This is a genomic window from Microbulbifer variabilis (genome assembly GCF_052467165.1).
Genome location: NZ_CP174301.1, coordinates 1,006,143 through 1,033,091, shown reverse-complemented (window position 1 = coordinate 1,033,091; position 26,949 = coordinate 1,006,143). Strand labels below are relative to the sequence as shown.

General features: G+C 50.6%; 21 protein-coding genes. 7 read left to right on the top strand and 14 right to left on the bottom strand.

The window, feature by feature from the left end; all coding sequences use genetic code 11:
* The first annotated feature begins 204 nt into the window (after nucleotides 1-204).
* On the top strand, nucleotides 205-1,662 hold the full coding sequence (locus ACJJIP_RS04470) for an amidohydrolase (RefSeq protein ID WP_020412702.1): 1,458 nt from the start codon (nucleotides 205-207) through the stop codon (nucleotides 1,660-1,662).
* Nucleotides 1,663-1,796: 134 nt separating this feature from the next.
* On the opposite strand, the gene ACJJIP_RS04465 is transcribed toward ACJJIP_RS04470, so the two are convergent.
* Together ACJJIP_RS04465 and ACJJIP_RS04460 are read right to left on the bottom strand one after the other, a co-directional pair.
* A complete protein-coding gene (locus tag ACJJIP_RS04465) occupies nucleotides 1,797-3,980 on the bottom strand; it encodes a S9 family peptidase (RefSeq protein ID WP_444946293.1) in 2,184 nt (727 codons plus the stop codon).
* Between the two features lie 79 nt (nucleotides 3,981-4,059).
* Complete coding sequence (locus tag ACJJIP_RS04460) at nucleotides 4,060-5,436, bottom strand: SLC13 family permease (protein ID WP_020412700.1); 1,377 nt, start codon at nucleotides 5,434-5,436, stop codon at nucleotides 4,060-4,062.
* Between the two features lie 451 nt (nucleotides 5,437-5,887).
* On the opposite strand from ACJJIP_RS04460, the gene ACJJIP_RS04455 reads away from it, so the two are divergent.
* The 3 genes from ACJJIP_RS04455 to ACJJIP_RS04445 all read left to right on the top strand — a co-directional run bounded on the left by ACJJIP_RS04455 (nucleotide 5,888) and on the right by ACJJIP_RS04445 (nucleotide 7,908).
* Entirely contained in the window at nucleotides 5,888-6,562 is a 675-nt protein-coding gene (locus ACJJIP_RS04455; protein WP_444946292.1) for an outer membrane beta-barrel protein, read from the top strand.
* Between the two features lie 186 nt (nucleotides 6,563-6,748).
* The gene (locus tag ACJJIP_RS04450) at nucleotides 6,749-7,348 is read left to right on the top strand and encodes an SLATT domain-containing protein (RefSeq protein WP_020412698.1); all 600 of its coding nucleotides are present in this window, start codon (nucleotides 6,749-6,751) and stop codon (nucleotides 7,346-7,348) included.
* A gap of 41 nt (nucleotides 7,349-7,389) precedes the next feature.
* Nucleotides 7,390-7,908, top strand: a complete 519-nt coding sequence (locus tag ACJJIP_RS04445) for a TrmH family RNA methyltransferase (protein WP_353376070.1) — start codon at nucleotides 7,390-7,392, stop codon at nucleotides 7,906-7,908.
* 81 nt (nucleotides 7,909-7,989) lie between these two features.
* On the opposite strand, the gene ACJJIP_RS04440 is transcribed toward ACJJIP_RS04445, so the two are convergent.
* The 3 genes from ACJJIP_RS04440 to purL all read right to left on the bottom strand — a co-directional run bounded on the left by ACJJIP_RS04440 (nucleotide 7,990) and on the right by purL (nucleotide 13,662).
* Nucleotides 7,990-8,871: an aldo/keto reductase gene (locus tag ACJJIP_RS04440; protein ID WP_020412696.1), complete on the bottom strand. Its 882-nt coding sequence runs from the start codon at nucleotides 8,869-8,871 to the stop codon at nucleotides 7,990-7,992.
* A 206-nt stretch (nucleotides 8,872-9,077) separates the two neighbouring features.
* Nucleotides 9,078-9,401, bottom strand: coding sequence for a TfoX/Sxy family protein (locus tag ACJJIP_RS04435; protein WP_020412695.1), 324 nt, complete (start codon nucleotides 9,399-9,401; stop codon nucleotides 9,078-9,080).
* A gap of 394 nt (nucleotides 9,402-9,795) precedes the next feature.
* Nucleotides 9,796-13,662, bottom strand: a complete 3,867-nt coding sequence (purL, locus tag ACJJIP_RS04430; RefSeq protein WP_444946291.1) for a phosphoribosylformylglycinamidine synthase — start codon at nucleotides 13,660-13,662, stop codon at nucleotides 9,796-9,798.
* A 413-nt stretch (nucleotides 13,663-14,075) separates the two neighbouring features.
* Here purL and mltF point away from each other — a divergent pair, with 413 nt between their 5' ends.
* Nucleotides 14,076-15,554 carry a membrane-bound lytic murein transglycosylase MltF gene (mltF, locus tag ACJJIP_RS04425; RefSeq protein WP_020412693.1) on the top strand — a complete coding sequence of 493 codons (1,479 nt, stop codon included), beginning with the start codon at nucleotides 14,076-14,078 and terminating at the stop codon, nucleotides 15,552-15,554.
* Here mltF and ACJJIP_RS04420 read toward each other — a convergent pair.
* From ACJJIP_RS04420 to mtnP, 6 genes are read right to left on the bottom strand one after another with little or no spacing between them, the layout of a single operon-like run.
* Complete coding sequence (locus ACJJIP_RS04420; RefSeq protein ID WP_444901131.1) at nucleotides 15,551-16,195, bottom strand: TIGR04282 family arsenosugar biosynthesis glycosyltransferase; 645 nt, start codon at nucleotides 16,193-16,195, stop codon at nucleotides 15,551-15,553. The genes mltF and ACJJIP_RS04420 overlap by 4 nt on opposite strands.
* The gene (locus ACJJIP_RS04415; protein WP_020412691.1) at nucleotides 16,188-16,862 is read right to left on the bottom strand and encodes a TIGR04283 family arsenosugar biosynthesis glycosyltransferase; all 675 of its coding nucleotides are present in this window, start codon (nucleotides 16,860-16,862) and stop codon (nucleotides 16,188-16,190) included. The genes ACJJIP_RS04420 and ACJJIP_RS04415 overlap by 8 nt, the downstream gene beginning before the upstream one ends.
* A complete protein-coding gene (locus tag ACJJIP_RS04410) occupies nucleotides 16,862-18,337 on the bottom strand; it encodes a dihydrolipoyl dehydrogenase family protein (RefSeq protein ID WP_444946290.1) in 1,476 nt (491 codons plus the stop codon). Before ACJJIP_RS04410 ends, ACJJIP_RS04415 begins: the two co-directional genes overlap by 1 nt.
* A gap of 9 nt (nucleotides 18,338-18,346) precedes the next feature.
* Nucleotides 18,347-19,030: a TVP38/TMEM64 family protein gene (locus tag ACJJIP_RS04405; protein WP_020412689.1), complete on the bottom strand. Its 684-nt coding sequence runs from the start codon at nucleotides 19,028-19,030 to the stop codon at nucleotides 18,347-18,349.
* A gap of 36 nt (nucleotides 19,031-19,066) precedes the next feature.
* Nucleotides 19,067-20,014, bottom strand: coding sequence for an arsenosugar biosynthesis radical SAM (seleno)protein ArsS (gene arsS, locus ACJJIP_RS04400; RefSeq protein WP_353376066.1), 948 nt, complete (start codon nucleotides 20,012-20,014; stop codon nucleotides 19,067-19,069).
* 5 nt (nucleotides 20,015-20,019) lie between these two features.
* Nucleotides 20,020-20,919, bottom strand: coding sequence for an S-methyl-5'-thioadenosine phosphorylase (gene mtnP, locus ACJJIP_RS04395; RefSeq protein WP_444946289.1), 900 nt, complete (start codon nucleotides 20,917-20,919; stop codon nucleotides 20,020-20,022).
* A gap of 244 nt (nucleotides 20,920-21,163) precedes the next feature.
* On the opposite strand from mtnP, the gene ACJJIP_RS04390 reads away from it, so the two are divergent.
* Both ACJJIP_RS04390 and ACJJIP_RS04385 read left to right on the top strand, forming a co-directional pair.
* On the top strand, nucleotides 21,164-21,730 hold the full coding sequence (locus ACJJIP_RS04390) for a DUF2239 family protein (RefSeq protein WP_020412686.1): 567 nt from the start codon (nucleotides 21,164-21,166) through the stop codon (nucleotides 21,728-21,730).
* 12 nt (nucleotides 21,731-21,742) lie between these two features.
* Complete coding sequence (locus tag ACJJIP_RS04385) at nucleotides 21,743-23,131, top strand: MATE family efflux transporter (RefSeq protein WP_020412685.1); 1,389 nt, start codon at nucleotides 21,743-21,745, stop codon at nucleotides 23,129-23,131.
* 109 nt (nucleotides 23,132-23,240) lie between these two features.
* Here ACJJIP_RS04385 and sucD read toward each other — a convergent pair whose 3' ends face one another.
* From sucD to lpdA, 3 genes are all read right to left on the bottom strand, one after another.
* Nucleotides 23,241-24,113: a succinate--CoA ligase subunit alpha gene (gene sucD / locus ACJJIP_RS04380; RefSeq protein WP_226645469.1), complete on the bottom strand. Its 873-nt coding sequence runs from the start codon at nucleotides 24,111-24,113 to the stop codon at nucleotides 23,241-23,243.
* 2 nt (nucleotides 24,114-24,115) lie between these two features.
* A complete protein-coding gene (sucC, locus tag ACJJIP_RS04375; protein ID WP_252082922.1) occupies nucleotides 24,116-25,282 on the bottom strand; it encodes an ADP-forming succinate--CoA ligase subunit beta in 1,167 nt (388 codons plus the stop codon).
* Nucleotides 25,283-25,444: 162 nt separating this feature from the next.
* Nucleotides 25,445-26,887 (bottom strand): dihydrolipoyl dehydrogenase, encoded by a 1,443-nt coding sequence (gene lpdA / locus ACJJIP_RS04370; RefSeq protein ID WP_444910252.1) that lies wholly within the window; start codon nucleotides 26,885-26,887, stop codon nucleotides 25,445-25,447.
* Nucleotides 26,888-26,949 lie beyond the last annotated feature (62 nt).

Below are 26,949 nucleotides of genomic sequence, written 5' to 3'. Positions count from 1 at the left end.
CATACCGACTTATATCAGCCTAAAGCAAGGACGACTAGTAAAATGACAAGAGACTTTTAAATAGGGACTCACTCCCAGCCTGATTTCTGGTGAGTAAATTAGGACTCACCTGAGTAATGAAAACAGAGAAAAACTCTCCCCAAACTGATACTTTGTATACACCTACTTTCTTGAATATCTATTTTATAACAGCAGGAGTTCCATATGGTCCGACGTACACTCCCCGCCCTTATTTTTGCTATCTCAGTTGCTACAGCAGATGCTTCAGGGCCTGAATCACTACCAGAGGATGCTAGTTGGGTTAGCAGCCAATCTGAACAGATGAAATCCCAGGCTATTGAACTCGCTGATCACCTGTGGAGTTTGGCCGAGGTAGGTTATCAGGAAACCCTCAGCAGTGCGGCCATCCAAGCTCAGTTGAAAGCTGCGGGTTTCAGGATCGAAGAGGGTATCGCAGACATACCCACTGCTTTCGTCGCCACCTTTAAACAGGGACGAGGAGGACCAACCATTGGACTACTGGCAGAAATGGATGCGCTACCCGGAGTCTCCCAAAAAGCGGTGCCCTACCATAGCCCGATTGAGAAGCAGAACGCTGGGCACGCCTGTGGACATCACTTGTTTGGCGCTGGATCAACAACAGCAGCGGTTATGCTCAGTCGTTGGTTACAGGAAACTGACACGGACGGTGAGATTCGCCTGTATGGTACGCCAGCTGAGGAGGGAGGCTCTGGCAAGGTCTATATGGTAAGAGCTGGCGCTTTTGAAGATACCGACATAGTTCTACAGTGGCACCCGGGTGACCAAAATGAAGCTCACCCACAATCCAGCCTGGCAAACAAGTCTGCAAAATTTCGTTTCAAGGGTATTGCCAGCCATGCAGCCGCTGCACCTGAACATGGCCGCTCCGCTTTGGACGGCGTCGAGGCTATGAACTTCATGGTAAACATGTTGCGTGAACATGTACCAGACAGCACCCGCATTCATTATGTAATTACAAATGGTGGAATGGCACCCAATGTCGTTCCAGCCAATGCAGAGGTCTTTTACTATGTACGTGATCGCAGTGCTGCAGACCTAGAGCCAGTATGGTCACGCGTGGAAGAGATAGCGCGCTCTGCCGCCCAAGGCACAGGTACTGAAGTGGAGTGGGAGGTAATTCATGGTAACCATAGTCTTCTACCAAACCAAACGCTGAATCGCCTTATCGATTCCAGTATGCGGCAATTTGGCGGTATCCAGTACTCAACCGATGAATTGGAATTTGCCAAGAACCTGGAGGGACTTACTCACCGCCCCGGTCGTCAAATCGGTGACCAAGAAAACATTGTCGACTATAACCCTAGCGAGGCCCCCTTCCCCGGCTCCACCGATGTGGGGGACGTAAGTTGGAATGTGCCTACAGGCGGTTTTACCACCGCAACCTGGGTTCCGGGCACATCAGCCCATACCTGGCAGGCCGTAGCGGCAGGAGGGACAAGTATTGGTCACAAAGGGATGCTTTTAGCTGCAGAAACCCTGGCACTCACTGGAATTCAATTACTGAAGTACCCTGAACTGGTGGAACAGGCTAAGCAAGAGTTCAGCCAAAAGCGTGGAGAGAGCTTTGAGTACATCCCCCTTCTCGGCAATCGCAAGCCACCGCTTGACTACCGCAAATAAGTAAATTTCACTCTCTTTTGAATTAGAAAAGGGAAGCAAGCCTACCAAAAGCTTTGCCTCCCTTATTTCCAAGCTGCAACTTTCGCTACATCCTCAAAGTGGAGAAGTGCGCGTTTCTTAAAGTGAGACTCCAGTTACTCTACAGGTACAGCAACTGCCTCCTGCCCGATGAGATCCAGATAAAAGGCATACTGCAAAGCAGTTTCATGGTAACGGCGAAAGCGACCGGAAGAGCCGCCATGTCCGGCCTCCATATTTACATTGAACAGCAGCCGGTTTTTATCAGTTTTAAACTCACGTAACTTAGCCACCCACTTCATAGGCTCAAAATACTGTACCTGGGAGTCATGCAGGCCAGTAGTTACAAGCAGATTGGGATAGTCTTGTGCCTTCACCTGATCGTAGGGTGAATATGACAGCATATATTCATAGCTATCTTTATTATTCGGGTTTCCCCATTCATCATATTCGTTGACTGTCAGAGGAATAGACTCATCCAGCATAGTGGTCACAACATCGACAAATGGTACTGCCGCAGTCACTCCCCGATATAACTCCGGAGACATATTCACGACGGCCCCCATTAACAGACCACCGGCACTACCGCCTGAAGCGAATATCTTATCTGGAGCGCCATACTTCATCTTAGTAAGGCCTTTGGTTACATCGATAAAGTCCGTAAAAGTGTTCTTCTTATTGAACATCTTTCCATCTTCATACCAAGCCCGCCCCAATTTTTGGCCGCCGCGAATATGAGCAATCGCAAATACAAAGCCGCGATCAAGCAGTGAAATCACAGAAGAGCGGAACCAGGGGTCCACCGTACTACCATAGGAGCCATAAGCGTACTGCAGTAAAGGGTTAGAACCATCCTGCCGGAATTTATCTTTCCGATACACAAGAGATACCGGCACTTTTACCCCATCGCGGGCAGTAATCAGAATGCCTTCACTTTGATAGTGCTCTGGATCAAAGCCACCAGGAACTATATCTTGCTTAAGCAGCTCCAGATTACCGGTATCTAGCTCGGCCTCATAAACACTATTTGGTGTCGTCAAACTCGAATAAGATACCCGTACGCTATTAGAATCCAGGTTGGGGTTCGCGCTCAGGCCCAATCTATATACTGGATCATTAAAACCTACCTGAATATCTTTATTGTTCTCGAGATTGATAATCCTAAGACCCGTTTGACCAGCTTTTCGCTCTATCACAGCAAGGTGATGGTTAAATAAGGTGAAATCTTCCAATAAAACATCGTTGTTGTGTGGTATCACCTCCTGCCACTTAGACTTATCTGCAGCATCTGCCAGTGCAGCTTTCATCAAGCGGAAGTTTTCAGCTTGCCAATTGGTCAGGATATAAAATTCATCTCCCAGCTTTAGAGCTGAATATTCATGATCCTCTTCGCGGGGATGCAAAGGTGAAAAGTCAGTGAGCGGGGCGTTAGCATTCAGGATTGACTGGCCACTGCTGGTTGTGGAACTGTGGTGAATCCTCACCAGCTCCCCATCTCTTGATTTGGAAATCCAAGTATAAAATGCTTTGTCACGCTCTTCATAAACAACGACATCTTCACTTTGCGGCGTCCCTAACTTATGGCGCATTACCTGATAACCAAGCAAGGTCTGGCGGTCTTTATCAATGTAGAAAACTGTCTGGTTATCGTTAGCCCAAACAGCTACCGGGGAGGCATTCTCCAACTTATCAGGCAGCAATTCCCCAGTTTTCAGATCTTTGAAACGAATAGTGTAAACACGACGCCCTACATTATCCTCCGGATATGCCAACAACCTATTGCTGGGAGACACCCCTAGGCGCCCAACACTGAAATAACCTGAATCTTTCGCCAGTTGGTTGACATCCAGCATCACCTCCTCAGCAGCTTCCAGGCTACCTTTACGGCGTGCATGAATAGCATATTCTTTTTCCGGCAGGTAACGGGTGTAATACCAGTATCCATTGTGGTACACAGGTACAGTTGATTTATCCTTCTCCAGTCGCCCCGTCATTTCCTCAAAGAGTAGTTCCTGCAACTCTTTAGTGTGGCGCATAACAGTATCAGTATAAGTATTTTCCGCCTCAAGATGCGCGATGACTTCTGGAGCCTTGCGTTCGTCATCGCGCATCCAATAGTAGTTATCTATACGCTCATGACCGTGCACAATCATCTTATGAGGCACTTTTTTAGCAACTGGAGCCGATGGCTGCTCAGAAGGTGTTATTGCATCTAAATTAGCGTTAGCTGTCTCATCACTGGACTTGCCACAAGCGGCAAGGCCCAGGGCGAGTACTAACGTCGCGGTGGTGGTTTTCATTGATTCTTATTCCTCTACAGTTCCATTTTCTTATTCAAAATACATGACCAGACGATCAAAAAAGCAACTGCCAGCCGCTCTATGCCAATATCAATCCACACATCCCCGCAATAATGAGTGAAGCGGTCACGCTCAGCACTGCACCCTCCCGCACCATATCCTGCATACGCACCTTTCCTGTGCCATAGGCAATGGCATTAGGCGCCGTGGCAACTGGCAGCATAAAAGCACAACTTGCGCTCATAGCGGCGGGAATCATCAACACCATGGGATCGAAACCTGCGGAGGTGGCCGCTACAGCGAGGATCGGCATTAGTAAAGTCGCCGTAGCTGTATTACTGGTAATCTCTGTCAGGAAAGTAACCCCAAGACACAAAATAACCAACATCAACCACAGCGGCATTGCAGTCAGGAATGAGAGCCCATTCCCAAGCATGTCGCTCAACCCTGAGGCAGTAAAGCCCTTGGCAAGGGCAATACCACCAGCAAAAAGCAGTAGCATTCCCCACGGGATTGTCTCAGCAGTCTGCCAATCCAGCAGACGCCCCCCTTTGCCATTCGGTACCATAAACATGGCTACCACTGCCGCGAGGGCGACCGTACTATCCCCGGCAGCCCCAATTCCCAGCCAATCACTCCAGCCACCAAATGGTGCGTTGCGCGTAACCCAAAAAAAGATTGCCACCCCAAAAACTATCAGTGTGCGCTTTTCTTCAGCCCGCCACTCTCCAATCACCGGCGGTTCAATTTTATTTTTCAGATGCACATTACGGGTTAGCCAAAGAGCCATTATTGGTAAAGTTACCAGGGCAACCGGCACTCCCACCTTCATCCAACCCAAGAAACTGAATTCCCTGCCAGTCACCTCTTCATAGATTCCCATAAAAATCACATTAGGGGGGGTCCCAAGGGGCGTGCCCACCCCCCCGAGGCTGGCTGCGTAAGCGATACCAAGGATTAATGCGATAGTAAGACGTTCATTTTTTATGCGGGAGAGGATTGCCAAAGCAATGGGTAACATCATTAGGGTTGTGGCAGTGTTGGAAATCCACATGCTGAGGAACCCGGCAGCCAGCATAAAACCCAAAACCAAGCGCCGGCCACTGGAGACCCCAAAGAGACGCAGCATATAGAGGGCAAGGCGCTCATGGGCACCACTCTTTTCCAGGGCCTTCGATAAAATAAATGCGCCCATCAGCAGTAATATCACATGACTGCCCAAAGAGGCTGCTACCATTTTGTGGTCTGCAACCCCAAATAAGGGCAAAAGCACAAAAGGTACCAAGGACGTGGCGGGAATAGGCAGGGCCTCAGTAATCCACCAGATGACCGTCAGCAACGTAATTGCTGCGGTAACTGCAGGCAGATACTGCATCCCTACCATGGATAAAAAGAAGTAGAAAGCCACTGCCAACAATGGCCCCAAAACTATGAAGCGCTGCCGCGCAATCGACATACCTGCCCCCAAAATGCGTAAGGGTAAATTTGTTATTGGTTTATCTATCCTTTCGGGTAATCAGATTCGGTGTCCTCAGCCCTCCAGGTGGGCACACAAAATACAAGAAAGCAGACACTAAGCGCAGTAGTTTGAGATAAGAAAATCCAAAAGTATCCGCAGTACACAAAACCCTATCAGTCGCTGTTTAAATTTCACTCAATCGATAACAACAATGCCATCAAAAGAGCAAATATTCACTTACCAGGAAAGCCCGACAGGCCTACAAATTGGAAATGAGGCACTTTTAGTAAATCAGACGCAAATGTACAATAGTGACAATTTATTATTTTGTTATTTTTTTCCAAGCAAAAGCTAAAGACCTCCACATAAGCCAGGGACCTCAACGAACCCTATTATTTTGTAGGAGGCACTGATTAAAGGCTTGAGCATCTGCTTCTAGAGGTACCCTTTGAAATACACCACTCTTGTTACCCTTATTGCGCTGGCCAGCACCGGCGTTTACGCTGAAGAAAAACCTTTCTACTTGAAAGCTTCACTCGGCCATACAGAGTTCGATTCAGAAAGCTCCTACGCACTTAGAGAGAACCTTAGTTCTACAGGTTATGCCTTTATTTTTGGCTACCGGGTAAATAGCTATATTGCTGTTGAGGGGGGTATGACTGATCTGGGAAGTATCCGCAGAGACTATGAATCTAATGTTCACGGCCTCGAATGGTACATTGACGATGATGATTTCATAGTGGAAAACTATGATTACAAAAGTAAACAGGAAGCTGAATATAACTCCTATAGCGTAGGATTAGCTCTCACAGCACCAATTCAGCAAAACCTAAATGCTGGTATTCGCCTTGGTGTTCACCAGTGGTGTGAAAACAATAGCGGCCAAAGTGAGACCTCCGGTACTCTCAACTGGTATAACGGTGATCGTGAGCTGCTGGAGGTAGAACCCTACTATAGGTCTTACAGCTGGGACAATGAAAAGGATAGCGGGAGCAACCCTTACTATGGTGTGGAAGTGAATTGGACCACTCGTGACTGGAGTATTAGCCTGGAGCACACTGTCTACGAGATTCAAAATGATAAAGCCAACTTCTCTGCAGTGGGCGTAACCTATAGTTTCTGATCCCACGCCAAGAGACTGGGGCTTTGTTCGGCAGGTACTCACTTACTGTTTACAAGGGGCCCCACACAAAACTTGCCTATAAAACATACACGCCCATAATTCCTCCCCTCCCTTTTCCTGTACATATCATGATTATCCGGCAAACTATCACCCTCAAAGTGAGTGCAAAACAGGCGGAAGGGATTCATGAGTTCGATACCCAATACAGTTGAAGTACTGGATAAATTGCGTTGGAACGCACACCTGTGTAAGCACAGCCACTTCCGGGCCTCTATGAAAGGCCGAAACCTGCACGTGCTCTGCGGTGTACCAATCGTAGTAGTTAACTTGTTCTTAGGCTCCCTGTTCTTTTCCCTGATCAATGCTGAACTGCCTGACTGGACCAAATGGACTGGCGCTGCACTGGCATTAATAGCGGCGCTGCTGGGGGGAATTCAGACTTTTTTCAATTTCAAAAAGAACTACGAAGGTCATCGTCAAGTAGGCAATGAATACCTGGCGATTGCCAGGGAGTGTGAGCGCCTGATTGCACTCTACTTCGACCGCATCCTCGACCTCGAGCACCTTTCCAACAAGGTCTCCGAGCTAAACACCCGCTATAGTGAAATCAATCAAAGAGCCGAAGAGTTTATTGTATCGGACAAAGTCTACCGCCAGGCCATGCAGATCCAAAACCAGAAAGCCAGTCGCGAACCCTCCCTGGTGGAGAGAATGCGTAAGCTGCAGAGTAGATCTCACGTAGAAGCCAAAATAGGCTCACAGACATCAACAATAGAACACCCCTGAAACATTTTAGGGACCTGGCAAAGAACTTCAGCAGTAGTAACATGCAAAAAGAGCACAACGATCATTCACCTGGCAGACATAAGTTTTCTCTCTGCTACCTCGCCACTGACATCCGTACCCCCAGCAACGTGGGGGGGCTCTTTCGCATTGCCGATGCTTTGGGCGTGGAGAAAATTTACCTGGCAGGAAAGAGCCTAGTACCGCCAAACTCCAAGATCCGCAAAGTTTCCCGTTCAACAGAACAGCAGATCCCCTATCAATACGAGAATGATGCCCTAAAAACTGCCCAACGATTGAAAACAGAGGGGTATCAAATTATCTGCCTGGAAATTACATCACATAGTGTTGAATTAAGTCATGCCCCAGTTACCGGGGGTGATAAGATCTGTTTGGTTCTAGGTTCGGAGAAAGATGGAATTGGTGAGGAATTATTGAAGATAGCCGATGCAACTGTACATATAGTTATGCAGGGTGTTAACTCCTCAATGAATGTGACATCGGCCTGCGCTATTGCAAGTTATGAAATTCTGCGCAAGATAACTTCTAAACATCAAGATTGAAATGGAGAAATCCAGAAAATTTAATTTAACAAAGAACCTGACATCAAAATCAGTAGAGTTGTAAATTTCTTAAGTTCTCTCTTAATCCGGCACTTTTAAAGTCATATTAATTTTATGTACATAATCCGGGTCACCACCAAAACGTTTATTACAATTCAAGCTGTTTATTACCTGAATATCTGCATTACTCAGATTAAAATCACTCAACAAAAAATTGGTCCTAATATTCTCTAAGGACTCCGATTTGGGCACTACAATACGGTGCTGTTGGATATTCCACTTCAAAATTACCTGTGCAGGCGTAGCTGAATACTTATCGGCGATTTCGGCTATCACCGGATCTACAATTGGCTTTTCAGCAAGAGGCACACCGCTCCAACTTCCCGATCCGAGAGGAGAGCAACAGCCAATAGCAATTTTGTGAAACTGGCAGTAATCGACCAAAGGCTGTTGAGTAAAGTATGGATGCAACTCTATTTGATTAATAACCGGTCGCACTTCAGCAAAGGTCGCAATCTGCTCGATATCCGATTTGCGAAAATTTGATAAGCCCAGTGCCCTTACCTTTTTCTGCTGGTATAATGCCTCCATAGCCTCCCAGGTTTCACGCGTATAAGCGGGAACAGGCCATTGAATCAAATACAAGTCCAGGTATTCCAGCTGCAATCGCTCTAGGCTCCGAGCAAAGGCATCATGGGTTTTTGTCCCACCCTGCTCCGTATCCCAAACTTTACTGGTAATAAAAAGTTCTTCCCTGGGTAGGCCAGACTCCTTTATTGCACGGCCCAATGCCCGCTCATTTCCGCAAATCGAAGCGGTATCAAACAACCGGTAGCCAATAGCGATAGCTTTTAAAATAACATCAGTGACGTACTCATCATCCTGCTGCCAGCTGCCCAGCGCGGACATTCCCATTCCAATCTGGGGAATTTCCACACCATTATTTAATTCGATAAAATACATGATCGATACCCTTAGCGAATACCGCGACCGAGTGTCACAGCAATCTCCTACGGCTTCTATTAAAAGTGCTCGGCGCTGATTGTAGATGGCACAGTGTTTTTTAGCGAGAAGGCTTACTGAGGGGAAATAGCAGATAAAGCTTCAGAACCGGAGTGCAATTGTCGGCTCTTTTTTCTCACCGTTATGCTGGCCTCGCTATGTTAAAATTACTTGGGAGGCAGAGAACCGGCAAACTCGGCACCGCGATTTACCCAGTTATCCAAATCTTCCGCAACGGCATCCTCTTCAACATACACCATACCTTTAAGGGGCCTGCCGGTAAAATCCATTGGCCTGGTATAGCGCTCCGCCAATGCATCCTGGTAATTGTCCGGCCCAACACGAACCATTAGCTCTTCCCCAACTACACCACAAGCCATATTGCCATTTAACATAAATGCCAGGCCACCAAACATCTGTTTCTCACTCAGACCTTGATTTCCCTGCAGTAGGTTGCGCACTTTTTCTGCCAATGTTTCATTGTACGCCATGACAATCTCCTTAATTACTTTTGCTAAATGGGGAAAAATGCTTTGGGTACTGCCGTGATCCGCTCTGGTTAGAAACTGGCGGACAAAAGATAAATTGAGAGGGAATGATGAGTGCCCTTCCACGCTGCAAGCACCCATAGCAAACAGAAAAGTATTCAATAATCGATACAGATAACTGCACCATAGCGAAAAAAGTTATTTCGAATAATCGTTTAAGTGTAGCAGGAAATATCAAGTCATCTTCTGGCATGGCGGATTAGGCGCCATGGACATTTAAAAACTGTGAAAGCCTAGGAGGGAAATCGTGGCGACAACGACAATGTCGCCACGACAAACATCGGGGCACCTTGGGATTTCCACCCATCCGAAAAGTACCACCGACAGAAGATCTGACTTAGTCGACAAACACCCGCGCATTGCGGAACAAGCGCATCCAGCCGGAATCTTCTTTCCACTCATCTGGATGCCAGCTGTTGCTGACAGCTCGGGCAACACGCTCGGGGTGCGGCATCATAATAGTCACGCGGCCATCTTCAGAACTCAGGGAGGTAATACCATTGACCGATCCGTTGGGATTGGCCGGGTAAGTTTGGGTGATTTCCCCTTTGTTATTCAGGTAGCGCATCGCGATAGTACCGGAAGCTTCACACTTCTCCAGCGCCTGCTGGTCGGCAAACTCCACGCGCCCCTCACCGTGAGCAACGGCAACCGGCATGTAAGTACCCGCCATACCTTTAAACAACACGGAAGGTGAGTCTTCAATGCCCACCAGTGCGAAGCGCGCTTCATACTGCTCAGAGAGGTTTCGCACAAAGCGCGGCCAGTGATCCGCACCTGGAATCAGCTCTTTGATCACTGAGAACATCTGGCAACCGTTACACACCCCCAAGCCGAAGGTATCGTTGCGATTGAAGAAGCCCTCAAACTGATCGCGGGCACGATCGTTAAACAGGATGGTTTTAGCCCACCCCTCACCAGCACCCAGTACGTCGCCGTAAGAGAAGCCACCACAGCCCACCAAACCCTTGAACTCATCCAAAGCGACACGACCAGACAGGATGTCACTCATATGTACGTCGACAGCGTTAAAGCCAGCGCGGTGGAAAGAGTGCGCCATTTCCACCTGGCTATTCACGCCCTGCTCTCGCAGTACAGCAACTTTCGGGCGAACACCTTTAGCGATATAGGGTGCGCTGATATCGTCGTTGATATCGAAAGTGAGGTTTACTGTCAGGCCCGGGTCTTCTTTGGCGATTACAGCAAATTCCTGCTCGGCACACTCGGCGTTATCGCGCAGGGATTGGATGCGGAAGCTGGTTTCCGACCAGATCTGCTGCAATTCAGCACGGGAGCGCTTGAAGATTTCAACACCGTTATTGGTGATGCACAGGTGTTCGTTATTGTTCAGGTAACCGATCTTGTGGGTGGGTACACCCACAGCGGCAAAGCGCTGTACCAGCATATCCGCTTCACAGGCGGGAACCTGCAATACTGCACCCAGCTCTTCACTGAACAGCGCCGCAATCGGGTCTTCACCCAATTCGTAGATTTCCACATCCATACCCACGCGGCCGGCAAAGCCCATTTCCGCCAGGGTTGTAAACAGACCGCCGTCGGCGCGGTCGTGGTAGGCCATGATCAGGTCTTCATTCAGAGCCTGCTGTACCACCTCGAAGAAACCTTTCAGCTTCTTGGCATCATCCAGGTCTGCGGGCTTGTCACCCAGCTCGTTGTAGACCTGCGCCAGACAGGAACCGCCCAAGCGATTTTTGCCGGCACCCAGATCGATAAACAGTAACTCACTCTCACCTTTATCGGTGCGCAGCTGCGGTGTCACTGCCTTGCGGACATCAGTTACCGGAGTAAAGGCAGAAATTACCAGAGACAGCGGTGCGGTAACCGCTTTCTGCTCGCCCTCTTCCTCCCAGGCAGTGCGCATAGACATGGAGTCCTTGCCCACCGGGATGGTAATGCCCAATTCAGGACACAACTCCATACCCACCGCTTCTACGGTTCGATAAAGTTTTTCCTCTTCACCCGGATGGCCCGCAGCACACATCCAGTTGGCGGAGAGTTTGATATCGGACAGTTGCTTCACTGGGGTACAGGCGATATTGGTAATTGCCTCACCCACGGCCAGGCGGCCCGAGGCCGGCGCATCCAGCAATGCCACCGGAGTGCGCTCACCCATAGACATGGCTTCACCGGCGTAGCTGTCATAGGCAACGGTAGTTACCGCGCAATCGGCCACCGGCACCTGCCAGGGTCCGACCATCTGATCGCGGGAAACCTGGCCGGTTACAGTGCGGTCACCGATAGTGATCAGGAAGCTCTTGCTAGCCACTGTAGGCAGGCGCAGCACCCGCTCAGCCGCTTCATTCAGATCGATATCGGCAGTGGAAAACGCCTTGGTTTCCACCTGGCGAGTTTCTGCCTCGCGGTGCATGCGCGGCGGCTTGCCGAACAGTACCGACATCGGCAGATCCACCGGCTTGGAATCGAACTGCTTGTCATTTAAGAGCAGGTGTTTGTCTTCGGTGGCCTCACCAACAACGGCGTAAGGCGCGCGCTCGCGCTCACAGATTTGCTCAAAGCGCTCCAGGTCTTCCGGCATAACCGCCAGTACATAGCGCTCCTGGGATTCGTTACACCAGATTTCCAGCGGGCTCATACCCGGCTCATCGCAGGGCACATTGCGCAATTCAAAATTGCCGCCGGTACCGCCATCTTTCACCAGTTCGGGGAAAGCGTTGGACAAACCACCCGCCCCCACATCGTGGATAAAAGCAATGGGATTACTCTCACCCAGCTGCCAGCACTGGTCGATAACCTCCTGGCAGCGACGCTCGATTTCCGGGTTCTGGCGCTGTACCGAAGCGAAATCCAGATCTTCAGAGCTGGAGCCGCTGGCCATACTGGAAGCGGCACCTCCACCAAGGCCAATCAGCATGGCCGGGCCACCCAGCACTACCAGTTTGGCCCCAGGGGAAAATTCGGGCTTCTCTACATGCTCTTCGCGGATATTGCCATAGCCACCAGCCAACATAATCGGCTTGTGATAGCCGCGGCGCTCGCCGTCAAAATTCTCTTCGAAAGTACGGAAGTAACCACAGATATTTGGGCGACCAAATTCGTTGTTAAATGCCGCACCGCCGATGGGACCCTCAATCATAATATCCAGGGCGGTCACGATACGCTCGGGTTTGCCGTAATTGGACTCCCAAGGCTGCTCCCAGCCGGGAATCTGTAGGTTGGAAACAGTAAAGCCGGTCAGACCGACTTTCGGCTTGGATCCGCGACCCACCGCACCCTCATCACGAATTTCACCACCGGCACCGGTACCGGCACCGGGGAAAGGTGCGATCGCTGTAGGGTGGTTATGGGTCTCCACCTTCATCAGCATATGGATAGCTTCATTACTGAAGCTATATTCCTTGCTTTCCGGATCGGGGTAGAAACGACCGGCTACATTGCCCGCCACAACTGCGGCATTATCGGCATAGGCAGACAATACATTGTCACCTCCTTTACGATAGGTATTCTTGATCATGCCAAACAGGGAATGCGGCATCTCTTCGCCGTCGATAGTCCAGGAGGCATTAAAGATCTTGTGGCGGCAATGCTCGGAATTCGCCTGGGCGAACATCATCAACTCTACATCAGTCGGATTACGCTCCAGTTCTTGGAAACTGGTGAGCAGATAATCAATTTCATCTTCGGCAAGAGCCAGGCCCAAGGTAACGTTGGCATCCTCAAGCGCCTCGCGGCCGCCCTCGAGGATATCCACTCCGCGCAATGGGCGCGGTTCTTCTTCGACGAACAGCTGCTCCGCTTGCTCAAAGCCGGAAAACACCACCTCAACCATGCGATCGTGCAGCTGTGAAGCCAGAGCCTGGCGTTCAGCGTCAGTTAATTCCACGCCAGTAAGGTAGTAGGCAATTCCCCGCTCCAGGCGATGGATTTTTGTCAGTCCAGTATTGTGGGAAATATCCGTGGCCTTGGAAGACCAGGGGGAAATAGTACCCGGACGAGGCACCACCAGGATCAGCTCTCCTTTGGGCTCATGCTGTTCCTCAGTCGGACCATATTGGAGCAGCCGCTCAAGCAGCGCCATCTCCTTGTTATCCAGTGAGTCGCTATCTGCAAAGTGCACGAACTCAGCGTAGAGATCGTCTATGGTCGGTTGCAGCGCGCGCAGTTGATTGAGCAGTTTTTTATGGCGGAATTTCGACAGTGCGGGAGCACCACGCAGAACTAGCATTGCGGGAGGTTGCCTCTTGTCTGAATGAGAAAAAATGTGCAAAAGAAGGATCGCACAAGGCCCCGAAAATTTGAGAGGCGCAATTGTACCTGAAGCATCGCCAGTCCAACACACCCGCCGACCACTTGCATATACATGAACTAATTAGCAATCAATATGTTCAAAAGGCGAGCAAACTTATTGCTTAAAACCTCCTAAACAAGAGGCGAAAGAAAACTCCTACAAAAGTCCGGCAGGGTTTTCAAGCGCATAGATCACAGTGTCCAAATGCCAAATTGGGCAGATTGACGCCGGATAATGTAAAATTGGCGGACTGTGCCAGCTTTGGCCATAAAAGCCCTGGCGAACCGAACTTCACCGGGCCTTAGGCATAACAGCAATAAAACTAACGGACGAGCTAGAGGGGACAGCCTATGATGATGAAAAGCCGCGTGCTGCGCTATGTCCGCCGCCTGTTAAAAGGGCTGGCCATGTCATGCTGCGCCTCCCTGTTAGTTGCCAGCAAAGCACCGAGTACTCTTGAGCGGATCAAGGCCTCTGGTGAGCTGGTTGTGCTGTCACAAAATGGCCCCACTACATATTACGAAGATGCATCCGGTAATCCCACTGGCTTTGAATATGGAATGCTGCGGGCCTTTGCCGAAGAGCTCGGCGTCAAGCTGGTAATTCGCGACGTTCACGATCTAGACGAAATGTTTGAGCGCCTGCGTGACCCGGAAGAGGGTGCACACTTCGCTGCCGCTGGCCTTACCGTCACTCCGGAGCGCCGTGAGCAGGTACGCTTTACCCCCTCCTACTTCGAAATCCGCCAGCAGGTTATTTATCGTGTTGGTGAGCAGCGCCCACGAAAGACCAGCGACCTGGAGGGCAAGACTGTCGCCGTAATCGCCGGCAGTGCCCACGCGGAGGAACTGAAAAAACTCTCCCAGCGCTACCCACTGTTAGATTGGGAAGAAGTGTCTGATGTGGATGCAATGGAGCTGGTAGAGATGGTACAACAGGGCAAGTACAGCTACGCAGTAGTGGACTCCAATGCTTATGCGGTACACCGCGGCCTTTATCCAAACACCGCTGTTGCTTTCAATCTCACTCAGTTCCAACCGGTCTCCTGGGCTTTCCCTAAAAGCGACGATGACAGCCTCTACCAGAGTGCCCGCCTGTTTATGTTGCGCGCAAACACCAATGGCATGATTGCGCAGCTGCGCGAAGAGTTTTTTGGCCATGTCAGCGACCTGAATGTCGGTGGCGCCCAGGCATTTGCCAAGCGCAGCCGAGAGCGTTTACCAAAGTGGCGTGGAGCGATGCAGAAAGTGGCAGACCAGTATGATCTGGACTGGCACTTGTTGGCGGCGCTCAGTTACCAGGAGTCCTACTGGAACCCACGCGCGCGCTCCCGTACCGGAGTCCGTGGCCTGATGATGCTTACTCTGAATACCGCCAAAGACCTCGGTGTTAACCGGCTCAATCCCGAGGAGAGCATTGAGGGAGGTGCGCGCTATATAGTACAAATTCGCAATAAACTGCCTGAGCGCATTCGTGAGCCCGACAGAACCTGGATGGCACTAGCAGCCTATAACGTGGGCTATGGCCACCTTGAGGACGCCCGCGTCCTCACCGAACGTATGGGCGGCAACCCGGATCTGTGGCCCGATGTGCGCGACCATTTGCCTCTGCTGGCCAAGCGTCAGTATTACAAGACCACCAAACATGGCTACGCACGTGGCTGGGAGCCGGTAACCTATGTGCAGAATATCCGCCATTACCAGGCCCTGCTGAGTTGGAGCAGTCGTATTGAGGAGCAACGCCTGGCTGCAGCCAATGATGCAAATCGCGAAATTCTTGCTGACGGCAGCGCAATAGAAGCCGAAGCTAGCGCAGCTCCGGCACTCTAGCCCAGCCGTATTAAGTCCCGCCAACCTTCTGGCAAAAAAGATAAATCGCCCGGCTCATCAATATCTGCCAGCGCCTCCAGGCGCTGGCAATTCATTCCACACTCCCAAAGTCTATCCAGAGTCTGCCGGGCAACAACCTCAGTACTCCAGTGAATATCCTCAAACAGCCGCACCTGTATTTCCTTGAGCCCTAATAACGCATAGCCACCATCTTTTGCCGGATACATTACCGCATCAGACACCTGTAGCCCTTCTGCAGCGGCTCGCAAACGCTGCGCGGTAAGGGACGGACAGTCGGTACCAAGCAACAGAAGCCCCTGCCCCAATGCTCGTGCGTTTCCCGTAGCATGCCAAAGGCGCTGACCAAGGCTGCCTTGGGACTGCCCATAAACAGTGACTCCCGCAGGCAATGGGAAACCCCGCCAAAAAGCGTGGGACGGATCAGGTGTCACATGCAGCTCCACGGGTCCCAGCTCAGCTCTCACACACTCTTCAAGGGTATGGCGCAACAACTTCTCCGCAAGCGACGCGGCTCCCTGCTCCCCCAGTGCCGGAATAAGACGGGTCTTGGCATAACCAGCCAGTGGAGCCTTAGCCATCACCACAAGGCGCAGGAACTTCCTCGAAAGACGACTACTCATAGCGCCTAGCCAGGGTATCTGCAGGCACGCCGCGCCAATAAGCAAAACGCAAGCGCCACATCAGCAATACCGTGCGCAACACCCCAAATTTTTCCCAGCGTCGCCCAGAGGTTGAGACTCTTTGATGGAGACAATAGGGACGGCTTATTTTTAACAACTGCCGACTTAGCTCAACATCCTCCATCAATGGCTGCCTGGCATAACCGCCAATTTTTTCAAAAAGAGTACGCCGGACAAAAATCGCCTGGTCACCAGTGGCGATACCACTTAGACGTGAACGCCAATTAATCAGGTTGGAAATTAGGGGAAACCACAAACTCCGCCCTTCAATACGAATATTAAAGCGGCCCCACTCTGCTCCCTGAGCCACTGCCGATGCAACCGCACTCAATGCACCCTGGGGCAGGCGTGTATCAGCGTGTAAAAACAGCAGCCAGTTCCCACAGGCAATGGCTGCACCTGCATTCATTTGCGAGGCTCGGCCGCGCGGGGAAGTAATTACCTGGAACCCCTCAGCAGTAGCAATTTCCACACTGCCATCAATGCTACCACCATCCACCAGGATAATTTCACAGCTGGTAAAAGCCTTAAGTTCTTTTAACTGCACAATTAAATCGGGCAGTTGCTCCCGCTCATTCAACAACGGAACTACAACAGAATACTGCACTAACCCCGTCTCCAACGATGAAACACTTCGAGCCAACGCAACAACCCCTTGGGCGCATGGGCTCGTTTCCAGTTTCCTGCAACAAATTTATTGCCTTCAGTCATAGTCGGATAGATATGAATGGTAGATAGGATTTTATTCAGTCCAAAACCCTGCTTCATAGCAAACACAAACTCGGCTATAAGCTCCGCAGCATTCTCACCAACAATTGAAACACCCAGTATTTTATCTTTACCCGGTACTGTAAGCACTTTAATAAAACCCCGTGCCGCGCCATCCACGATAGCGCGATCCAGATCATCAAGGTTGTAGCAAGTTACCTCATAGGCAATAGCACGCTGCTCCGCCTCATGCTCACTAAGCCCAACGCTGGCCACCTCTGGATCAATAAAGATTGCCCGAGGTACCAGTGAATAATCCACAGCAAATTTCTTGATATCGCCGAAAAGGCCATTCACTGCTGCATACCAGGCCTGGTGCGAAGCCATATGGGTAAACTGAAATGGGCCCGCGAGATCCCCAGCTGCAAGAATATGGGGGTAACGAGTGCGCAGGAAGGCATCCGTTGTCAATTTACCATCTTGCAGTAAGTCCAGTTTTTCCAATCCAAACTCTTTAGTCCTGGCACGCCTGCCAAGTGCCAGGATAACTTCATCAAATGTCACCTGTGTTTCACCCACGGCATTACGCAAGTTTAATACCCCCTCTCGGCGATCTTCACTTCCAGTAAAAGAGACCGCCTCATGCCCAGTGAGAAGACACACTCCTTCAGATTCCAATGCCAGGGAAACAGCTTGCGACACTTCGTGGTCCTCCTGGGGGAGCAAACGTTCATCTCGCTCTATCAAGGTAACTCTTGACCCCAAGCGGGTGAATGCCTGAGCCAACTCACAACCGATGGCACCACCTCCCAGTAATACCAATCTATGCGGTGCCTTATTCAACTGAGCAAACCTATCCCAGAGTGTTTCGCTAGTCAGATAATTAACCGTGTCGAGGCCGGGGAATGGTGGCACTGTAGGTTCAGCACCGGTGGCCAGAATAATGGCTCGTCCCCGTAGGGACTTTTCACCACCACTATGCAACGTGATATCGACTGTCCAGGGATCTACTAATCGCGCGTACCCTTTTATTACTTCCACACCGAGATCTGAGTAACGCTCCACACTATCGTGAGGCTCAATCTGCTGGATAGATTCACGCACATGGCGCATCACCCCGGGAAAATCAATCTCCGGTTCCGGCAGGCGCACACCAAAATTACTCGCAGTGCGCGCGGAGTGTGCCACACGAGCACATTTGATCAACGCCTTACTGGGCACACAGCCGGTATTCAGGCAGTCCCCGCCCATATTTCCCGACTCGATCAAAGTCACCTTGGCTTTTACCGCCGCAGAAATGTAGGCACTCACCAAGCCCGCAGCGCCTGCACCAATAACAATGATATTGCGATCAAACTTTTTGGGTTTTCTCATTGGAGTCACTCACTTGGCCTCACGGCGACGTTTAAGCCAGTTGAGGAAGTATTTTGCCAATAGCGGGAATATACCCAATAGGGCAAAAGACAATAACAATTGCGGAGAAGCGATATCCTTCAGATTGTCTATACGAGCGAGTTGTGTGCCGGCATTAACGTAAACAATCGTAGCCGCCAGCATGCCTAATTGGCTCACCCAATAAAATGTCCAGACTCGAAGGTGGGTTAATCCCATCAGAATATTGATCAGAAAAAATGGGAAGATTGGTACGAGACGCAAAGCAAAAAGATAAAAGGCGCCCTCCCTCTCAATACCGTTATTTACAACCTGCAGGCGTACAGCAAACTTCTCTTGAACATAGTCACGAAATAAATAGCGGGCCATCAGAAACGCCAGGGTGGCTCCAATACTGGAAGCGAAGGATACAATGACAGTGCCCCACAACAAGCCAAAAATAGCACCCGCGGCAATAGTGAGAATCGCAGCACCGGGTAAGGATAAACCGGTTACCAAAATGTAAAAAACTAGAAACAGGAAGCTCACCAGAAATGGCGATGAGGCTTTCCATTGCTGAAACTGCTCACCGCCTTCCTGCAGCTTTTCCAGGCTCAACCAGTGGTGTAAATCAAATGCGTAAAAAGCAATCACCAATATCACGATAATCGCCAGCAGCAGTATTTTTTTTCTCATGGCATTCCCGCCCTCCGGCTATTAAACCCTATCCCCTTACAGTGCCCCACCGCAACTGCTGCCCTGCCCCGCAGTACAGCCATAGCAATGATCAGCCACACAAACTGCCGAATCTTTAAGATCAGCTTCGAGTAAATCACGCAGATGCAATCGGCCTGGCACTGGTATATTCAACTGCTGGTTAAAGTCGCAGTCATATAAATTCCCCTGCCAGTCAACACTCACCAGACTGCGACACATCACGCCCTCAAGATTAGATGCAGAGTAGCTCTCCCGAAGCAGCGTCATATAGTCTTTAAACTGCCCTTTGGAAATCAGCATGGAGCCAAAGCGTTTGATGGGCATATTGGCGAGAGCAAAGAGGTGATTAAATTCAATTCCAAAATGCGCGGCCAACTCTCGTCGATAGTCTGCCTCCAGGCCCTCCTGCTCCGGGGGTAAAAAAGCACCCTGGGGGTTATAGACCAGGTTAAGCTGAAGGCCAGTTTCCGACTTGCCATAGCCCAAGGCATTTAGCTTCTGCAATCCGGCAATACTTTTATCAAAAACCCCTTTGCCTCGCTGCTTATCTACATTTTCCATGGAGTAGCAGGGTAGAGAGGCAACCACTTCCACATGGTTCTGCGCGAGAAACTCTGCTGTATCCTGCTGTCCTGGCTCAAATAGTATCGTGAGATTGCAGCGATCTATTACATGCACACCCAGCGCCCGTGCAGCTTTCACCAAAGACCGAAACCCGTTGTGGAGCTCTGGTGCACCCCCAGTGATATCCAGGGTTCGCACCCCCCTTGCCTTGATAACGCCCAGTAGTAACTCCAGATTGTCGTCCGACATCATCTCAGTACGATTGGGACCTGCATTCACATGGCAGTGCACACAACTCTGGTTGCAGCGATAACCGATATTTATTTGCAGGGTTTCAATAGCCTCACGGCGAATCGCCGGGAAGTCCGATATTTCCAGTAACGGTAATGTTTCGTGCATTCCCCTCAGTGCTCCATTTCTTCAGGCACTGCTTCTGTCGGCGTAAGTAGCGGCTTTATTACAGCTTGTTTTTCCTCTGGCATCGCATCGACAGGTGTCACCAACCCGCTCGCCAATGCAGTATGGGCGGCGGATTCAGGTTGCTCAGTACCGAGCAAGCGGATTGCCTCTGCGGCAATCTTTTGAGCACGGGCGGCATTTTGCTGCAAATTGGCGATAGCCACGTCCGCTGTCACCGCCTCTTCCCGAGGGTGCCAACAGTCATAATCTGTTGCCATGGCGAGAGTTGCATAAGCCATCTGCGCTTCGCGGGCGAGTTTTGCCTCCGGCATATTGGTCATTCCGATCACCGAAGCATTCATACTGCGATACCAGTGCGACTCAGCTCGGGTAGAGAACTGGGGTCCTTCAATACAGATATAACTGCCACCTCGATGCAACCTGATCGGCTCTTCTCCCTGGGTATTGGCAAAAGCCCGCGCCAGGCTATCCGCCACAGCAGGGCATACCGGATCAGCCATGGAAACATGGGCTACAGCACCATCGCCAAAGAAAGTACTCTCCCGTTTGCGGGTCATATCGATAAACTGATCCGGGATCAGCATATCCAGTGGACGCACCTCTTCCTGGAGGGAGCCCACGGCAGAAAGGGAAAGAACATAGCGTACGCCCAACTGGCGCAATGCGTGGATATTGGCTTGATAGGGCACCTGGGAGGGAATCAGCCGATGACCGCGTCCATGGCGGGCAAGGAAAGCAACAGGAATACCATGAAGCTTGCCGCAGGCAATTGCATCCGAGGTGCTACCAAAGGGGGTCCCCATCTGGACTTCCTCCACCTCGGTTAACCCTTGCATCTCATAAAGACCGCTACCGCCGATAACACCGATTAAAGCCCTGGCCATGTCCACTCCTAAACAGTTGGTTTTTCCGCAGTATAGGAGTGCTCCTAGACCGTGTATATCACTGACATGTAAACAAAAATTAAGCGCGAGCAAAGCGGTCAACCTCAGCTTGGGAGGCCCTTCCCCATTGGGTCACATCAAAGGCAGAGGCCATGCAGAGAAACATTCCTTGTACATATGGTGATCAATGCACTATATTTACCCGGACATAAATATTTAACCCGGGTAAATATAGAGAAATACTTTGGCTACTGACTATATCGCTATCGACCAGCAACAGATTGTTGCGCGGGGGACATTGGAAGTAATTGTGCGCCGAGTGAAGAGTATGGGCACAACTCATGAGCCCATGGTCTTTGAAGCCGATAGCTGTAAACGGATAGAGGTGGATTGGCACGGAGATACCGAGGAAGTACTGGCAGCCTTATCGGTGGATGTACCGGCCCCGAAAACTAAACGTGGACGCCCCAAGTTAGGCGTTATTCCCAAGGAGGTTACCCTGCTTCCCCGTCACTGGGAATGGCTGGGTCAGCAGCCTGGCGGTGCTTCTGCCACTCTTCGTAAGCTGGTGGAGCAGGCACAAAAGCACGTTTCGCTTGAGGAGAGAATCACCACAAAACAGCATCAACTCGATAGATTCATGCTGTTAGTTGCAGGAGATACTCCAGGCTTCGAAGAGGCCAGTCGTGCACTGTACAGAAACAGCAAGGTCGGCTTTGAAAAAGCCATTCAATTTTGGCCTGAGGACCTCAAACAACTTTTATTGAGTAAGTTTAATGAGGTCGCAGAGATGCACAGCGGCAATTTGTAAAGTGAACTTACTATGACTCATCAACACGACAATATTTTTGTTAATGGCGCCTTACTGCCGGTTTTCTTTAAGACTGCTGCGCCTATTATTCTGATAATGCTGGTAAACGGCTCGTTTACCCTATTAGATGCCTATTTCCTGGGGAAATATGTAGGAGCTGAAGCATTAGCCGCAGTAACCTTAACATTCCCAATGTTTATGTTACTGGTAGCACTTTCTTCATTAATCTCCAGCGGATATTCGAGTGTATTGGCCAGATTACTCGGCGCGGGAGAAAAAGATAAAGCGAGGCAGGCATTTTCCCAAGCTATTACACTGGCTCTGGTGGTTTGCACTGTGTTGATGTTGTTATTTGTGGCTTGGGGTAAACAATTAACACTATTAGTTGCCAATGGCTCAGCAGATCTAGCAGGGATGGGGTACACCTATTTAACGATATTAATCTTCCTTTCCCCAACTCTGTTTATCAGTTCTGTGAATTCCGATACTTTGCGATGCGAAGGGCAACTGTCGCTAATGGCGATGGTTTCCCTTGCGTCGGTAATGCTCAATATTATTTTCAATTATATTTTTATTGCGCACTTGGAGATGGGGGTGGCCGGCTCTGCTTATGGCACTGCCCTTGCACAGGCAATCGCCCTTTTGATAGTGGCGTGCTATCGCCATTATGGCCGCACGGTGATTGATACACAGATTATCCGGATCTCAAGCAGGCGTGATTTTTGGCCTGGATACCTATCTTTGGGCTTACCATCCAGCTTAAGTTACATCGGTGTATCACTCACATCTATTGCTGTAATTTTTAGTATCCAGGCCTGGGGGGTTAGTAACTACGATGCGACAGTAGGAGCCTATGGGATCACTACCCGTATTATGACCTTTATCTTCCTGCCACTTCTCGGGCTGAGCCAGGCATTTCAGACTCTGATCGGCAATAATGTTGGCGCTAAAAGCTGGTCTCGGTCCGACAGCAGTATCAATATCGCTTTAACAGTAGCGTTCGGTTACTGCCTCGCTTTACAGCTTGGCGTGTTAATACTGAAAGACTCTTTGGGAGCCTTATTTGTCAGCGATAAACAGATTATTACAGAGGTTGCACGTATCCTGCCCATGATGACGCTGGTCTATTTTTTGGCCGGACCACTCATGATGATCAGCACATTTTTCCAGGCTATAGGCGATGCCAAACGTGCCGCCATTCTCGGAATTGCAAAAACTTACGTTTTCGTTTTGCCACTCATTTTGATTTTACCCCCACTCATGGGCGAAGTGGGAATATGGTATGCGGGTCCAGTCGCGGAACTCATGCTGCTTATATTAACGGCTTTTATCCTTTATCAGCGGGGACGCAATCACGGTCAAAAATATGGTTTATATGGTACTCAGCAAACATCCGGCTGATTATTTCCAATCCAAATAGAAAAACATTCCTGAAATATTTTTGAGATCAAATAAAAAAGGCCGCTTCGAAAGAAGCGGCCTTTTCACAGACAAGGTACTTACCCAGCTCTTACCAGCCAGTAACTTCCTTCAGAGCGTCGCCAATCTGAGCCAGGGAGCGCACGGTTTTAACACCCGCGTCTTCCAGAGCAGCGAACTTCTCGTCAGCGGTGCCTTTACCACCGGAGATAATCGCGCCCGCGTGACCCATGCGCTTGCCGGGAGGAGCCGTTACACCGGCGATATAGGAAACGACCGGCTTGGTAACATTTTCCTTGATGTAAGCCGCCGCTTCTTCTTCAGCAGTACCACCGATCTCACCGATCATAACAATCGCTTCGGTCTGCGGGTCATTCTGGAACATTTCCAGGATATCGATGAAGTTGGAGCCCGGGATGGGGTCGCCACCGATGCCCACACAGGTGGACTGACCGAAGCCGTAGTCGGTAGTTTGCTTAACCGCTTCATAGGTCAGAGTACCGGAACGGGAAACGATGCCCACTTTACCCGGCTTGTGGATGTGACCCGGCATAATACCGATCTTGCACTCACCGGGAGTGATCACACCCGGGCAGTTCGGGCCAATCAGGCGCACGCCCAGCTCGTCGCACTTCACTTTAGCGTCGAGCATATCCAGGGTCGGGATACCTTCGGTGATACAAACGATCAGTTTGATACCAGCGTTGGCCGCTTCCAGGATGGAATCCTTACAGAAAGGCGCAGGTACGTAGATTACGGAAGCTTCTGCACCGGTCTCTTCTACCGCTTCTTTCACGGTGTTGAATACCGGCAGGCCCAGGTGAGTCTGGCCGCCTTTACCCGGAGTTACACCACCAACCATCTTGGTGCCGTAAGCAATCGCTTGCTCGGAGTGGAAAGTACCCTGGGAGCCGGTGAAGCCCTGACAGATTACTTTGGTATCTTTGTTAATCAGTACTGACATGATTATTTACCCTCCGCAGCTTTAACCACTTGCTGAGCCGCATCGGTCAGGCTGGTAGCCGCGATAATGTTCAGGCCACTGTCGCTCAGAACCTTGGCGCCCAGGTCTGCGTTGTTACCTTCCAGACGCACAACAACCGGTACTTTAACGCCAACTTCTTTTACTGCGCCCACAACGCCTTCGGCGATCATGTCACAGCGAACGATACCACCGAAGATATTGATCAGTACGGCTTTTACGTTCTCGTCAGACAGGATGATCTTGAACGCTTCAACAACGCGCTCTTTGGTCGCGCCGCCGCCAACATCCAGGAAGTTAGCTGGCTTGCCGCCGTGCAGGTTGACGATGTCCATGGTACCCATAGCCAGACCAGCACCGTTTACCATGCAGCCGATGTTGCCATCGAGGGCTACGTAGTTCAGATCGAACTTGGCAGCGTGCGCTTCACGGGAATCTTCCTGGGAAGGATCGTGCATTTCGCGCAGGTCCGCGTGGCGGTACAGCGCGTTGCTGTCGATTACCACTTTGGCGTCCAGGCAGTGCAGGTTGCCTTCGGTAGTAATTACCAGTGGGTTGATTTCCAGCAGGGCCAGATCTTTTTCTTCGAACATTTTCGCCAGGCCGAGGAAGATCTTGGTGAACTGCTTAACCTGAGTCGGGTTCAGGCCCAGTTTGAAAGCCAGCTCGCGCGCTTGGTAAGGCTGAGCGCCTACCAGCGGGTCGATGGTGGCTTTCAGGATTTTTTCCGGAGTCTCTTCCGCTACTTTCTCGATCTCAACGCCGCCTTCGGTGGAAGCCATGAAAACGATACGACGGGTGGAGCGGTCAACAACGGCGCCAAGGTACAGTTCTTGGTCAATGTCGGTGCAGCTTTCAACCAGGATACGGGAAACAGGCTGGCCATTTTCATCTGTTTGATAAGTTACCAGGCGCTCGCCCAGCCACTTCTTGGCAAACTCTTCAATTTCTGCCTTGGAATCTACCAGCTTTACTCCGCCAGCCTTACCGCGGCCACCAGCGTGTACCTGGGCCTTTACTACCCACTTATCACCGCCAATTTCGTCAGCCGCTGCTACTGCCGCTGCCGGGGTTTCCGCTGCAATGCCTTTGGAAACCGGCAATCCGTATGCCGCAAACAGTTGTTTGCCCTGATACTCATGCAAGTTCATAGTCAATACCAATTCACATGTGAAATGTGTTTATTAATTGCAGATCTCTCTGCACCTGAAAGACAAAACTCAAAATTTCCGTCGTTGCAAATTTTGAATTCCGCAAATGAAACCGGGGCGCTAATTAATCAATAATTAGTGCCCCGATATCGAAATAACTTCTTACTTACGCTTCTTGCGATTTACGGTGTGAATCGCATGGCCGTTCACGCCCAATGCCGCTTCTTTCACGGTCTCAGACAGAGTCGGGTGTGCGAATACGGTCATACCGATATCTTCGGCGCTGGAGCCGAATTCCATCGCGATCGCTACTTGCTGAACCAGATCGGCAGCAGATGGGCCAACGATGTGGGCACCCAGTACACGGTCAGTTTCCGCGTGAGCGATGATTTTCACAAAGCCCTGGGTATCGTTGGCGGCCATGGCACGACCGTTGATCGCAAACGGGAAGCTACCTACGTTGTAGGGCTCGCCATCGGCCTTCACCTGCTCTTCGGTGCGACCAACCGCAGCGATTTCCGGGTGGGTGTAAATAACGTTGGGGATCACGTCGTAGTTCATCATTGGCTTCTGGCCGGCGATGCGCTCAGCGACTACAACACCTTCTTCAGAAGCCTTGTGCGCCAGCATCGGACCGCGTACCACGTCACCTATCGCCCATACGCCCGGTGCAGAAGTCATGCACAGGTCGTTAACGTAGATAAATCCACGCTCGTCCATCTTCACTCCGGCATCTTCAGTCAACAGGCCTTCGGTGTAAGGACGACGGCCAACGCAGACGATCAGCTTGTCGAAAGTTTCCTGGTGCTCTTTACCATCCTTGTCCTGGTAAGTAACAACCACTTCCTCGCCCTTCACTTCAGAGCCGGTTACGCGGCAAGCGAGGCGGATATCCAGGCCCTGCTTCTTGAAGATCTTCTGGGATTCTTTGGCAACCTGTTGGTCCATGATCGCCAGGAACTTATCCATCGCTTCCAGAACAACGACTTCGGAGCCCAGGCGATTCCATACTGAACCCAGTTCCAGACCGATAACGCCGGCACCGATAACGCCCAAACGCTTGGGCGTTTCAGAGAATTCCAGAGCGCCGGTAGAGTCGACAATAATTTTATTATCTACCGGAGCAGGCGGAATATTTACCGGTACAGAACCGGAAGCCAGAATGACATTTTCGGCTTCGTAGACAGTGCTGTTGCCTTCGTCGTCGGTCACTTCCACTTTCTTGTTGGCCAGCAGTTTACCGGTACCGAAAATGGAGGTCACTTTATTGGCGGTGAACAGGCCCGCTACGCCGCCGGTCAGTTTCTTAACGATCTCGCCCTTGCGCTCGATCATCTTGCTCACATCCATCTTGACCTTGCCGACTTCAATGCCGTGCACGTCGAGAGCATCTTTGGCCTCGTGGTACTTCCAGGAGCTGTCCAGCAGTGCCTTGGAGGGAATACAACCTACGTTCAGGCAGGTACCGCCGTTAACGTATTTACCTTCCTTGTTTTTCCACTTTTCAATACAAGCAGTCTTCAGGCCCAGCTGAGCGGCACGGATGGCAGCGACATAACCACCAGGACCAGAGCCGATTACGATTACGTCAAATTTTTCCGACATGATCAGTTCCAGATATTTCTAATGCAGTGTGATCGAGGGGCCCGCAGGCCCCAGAACTTATT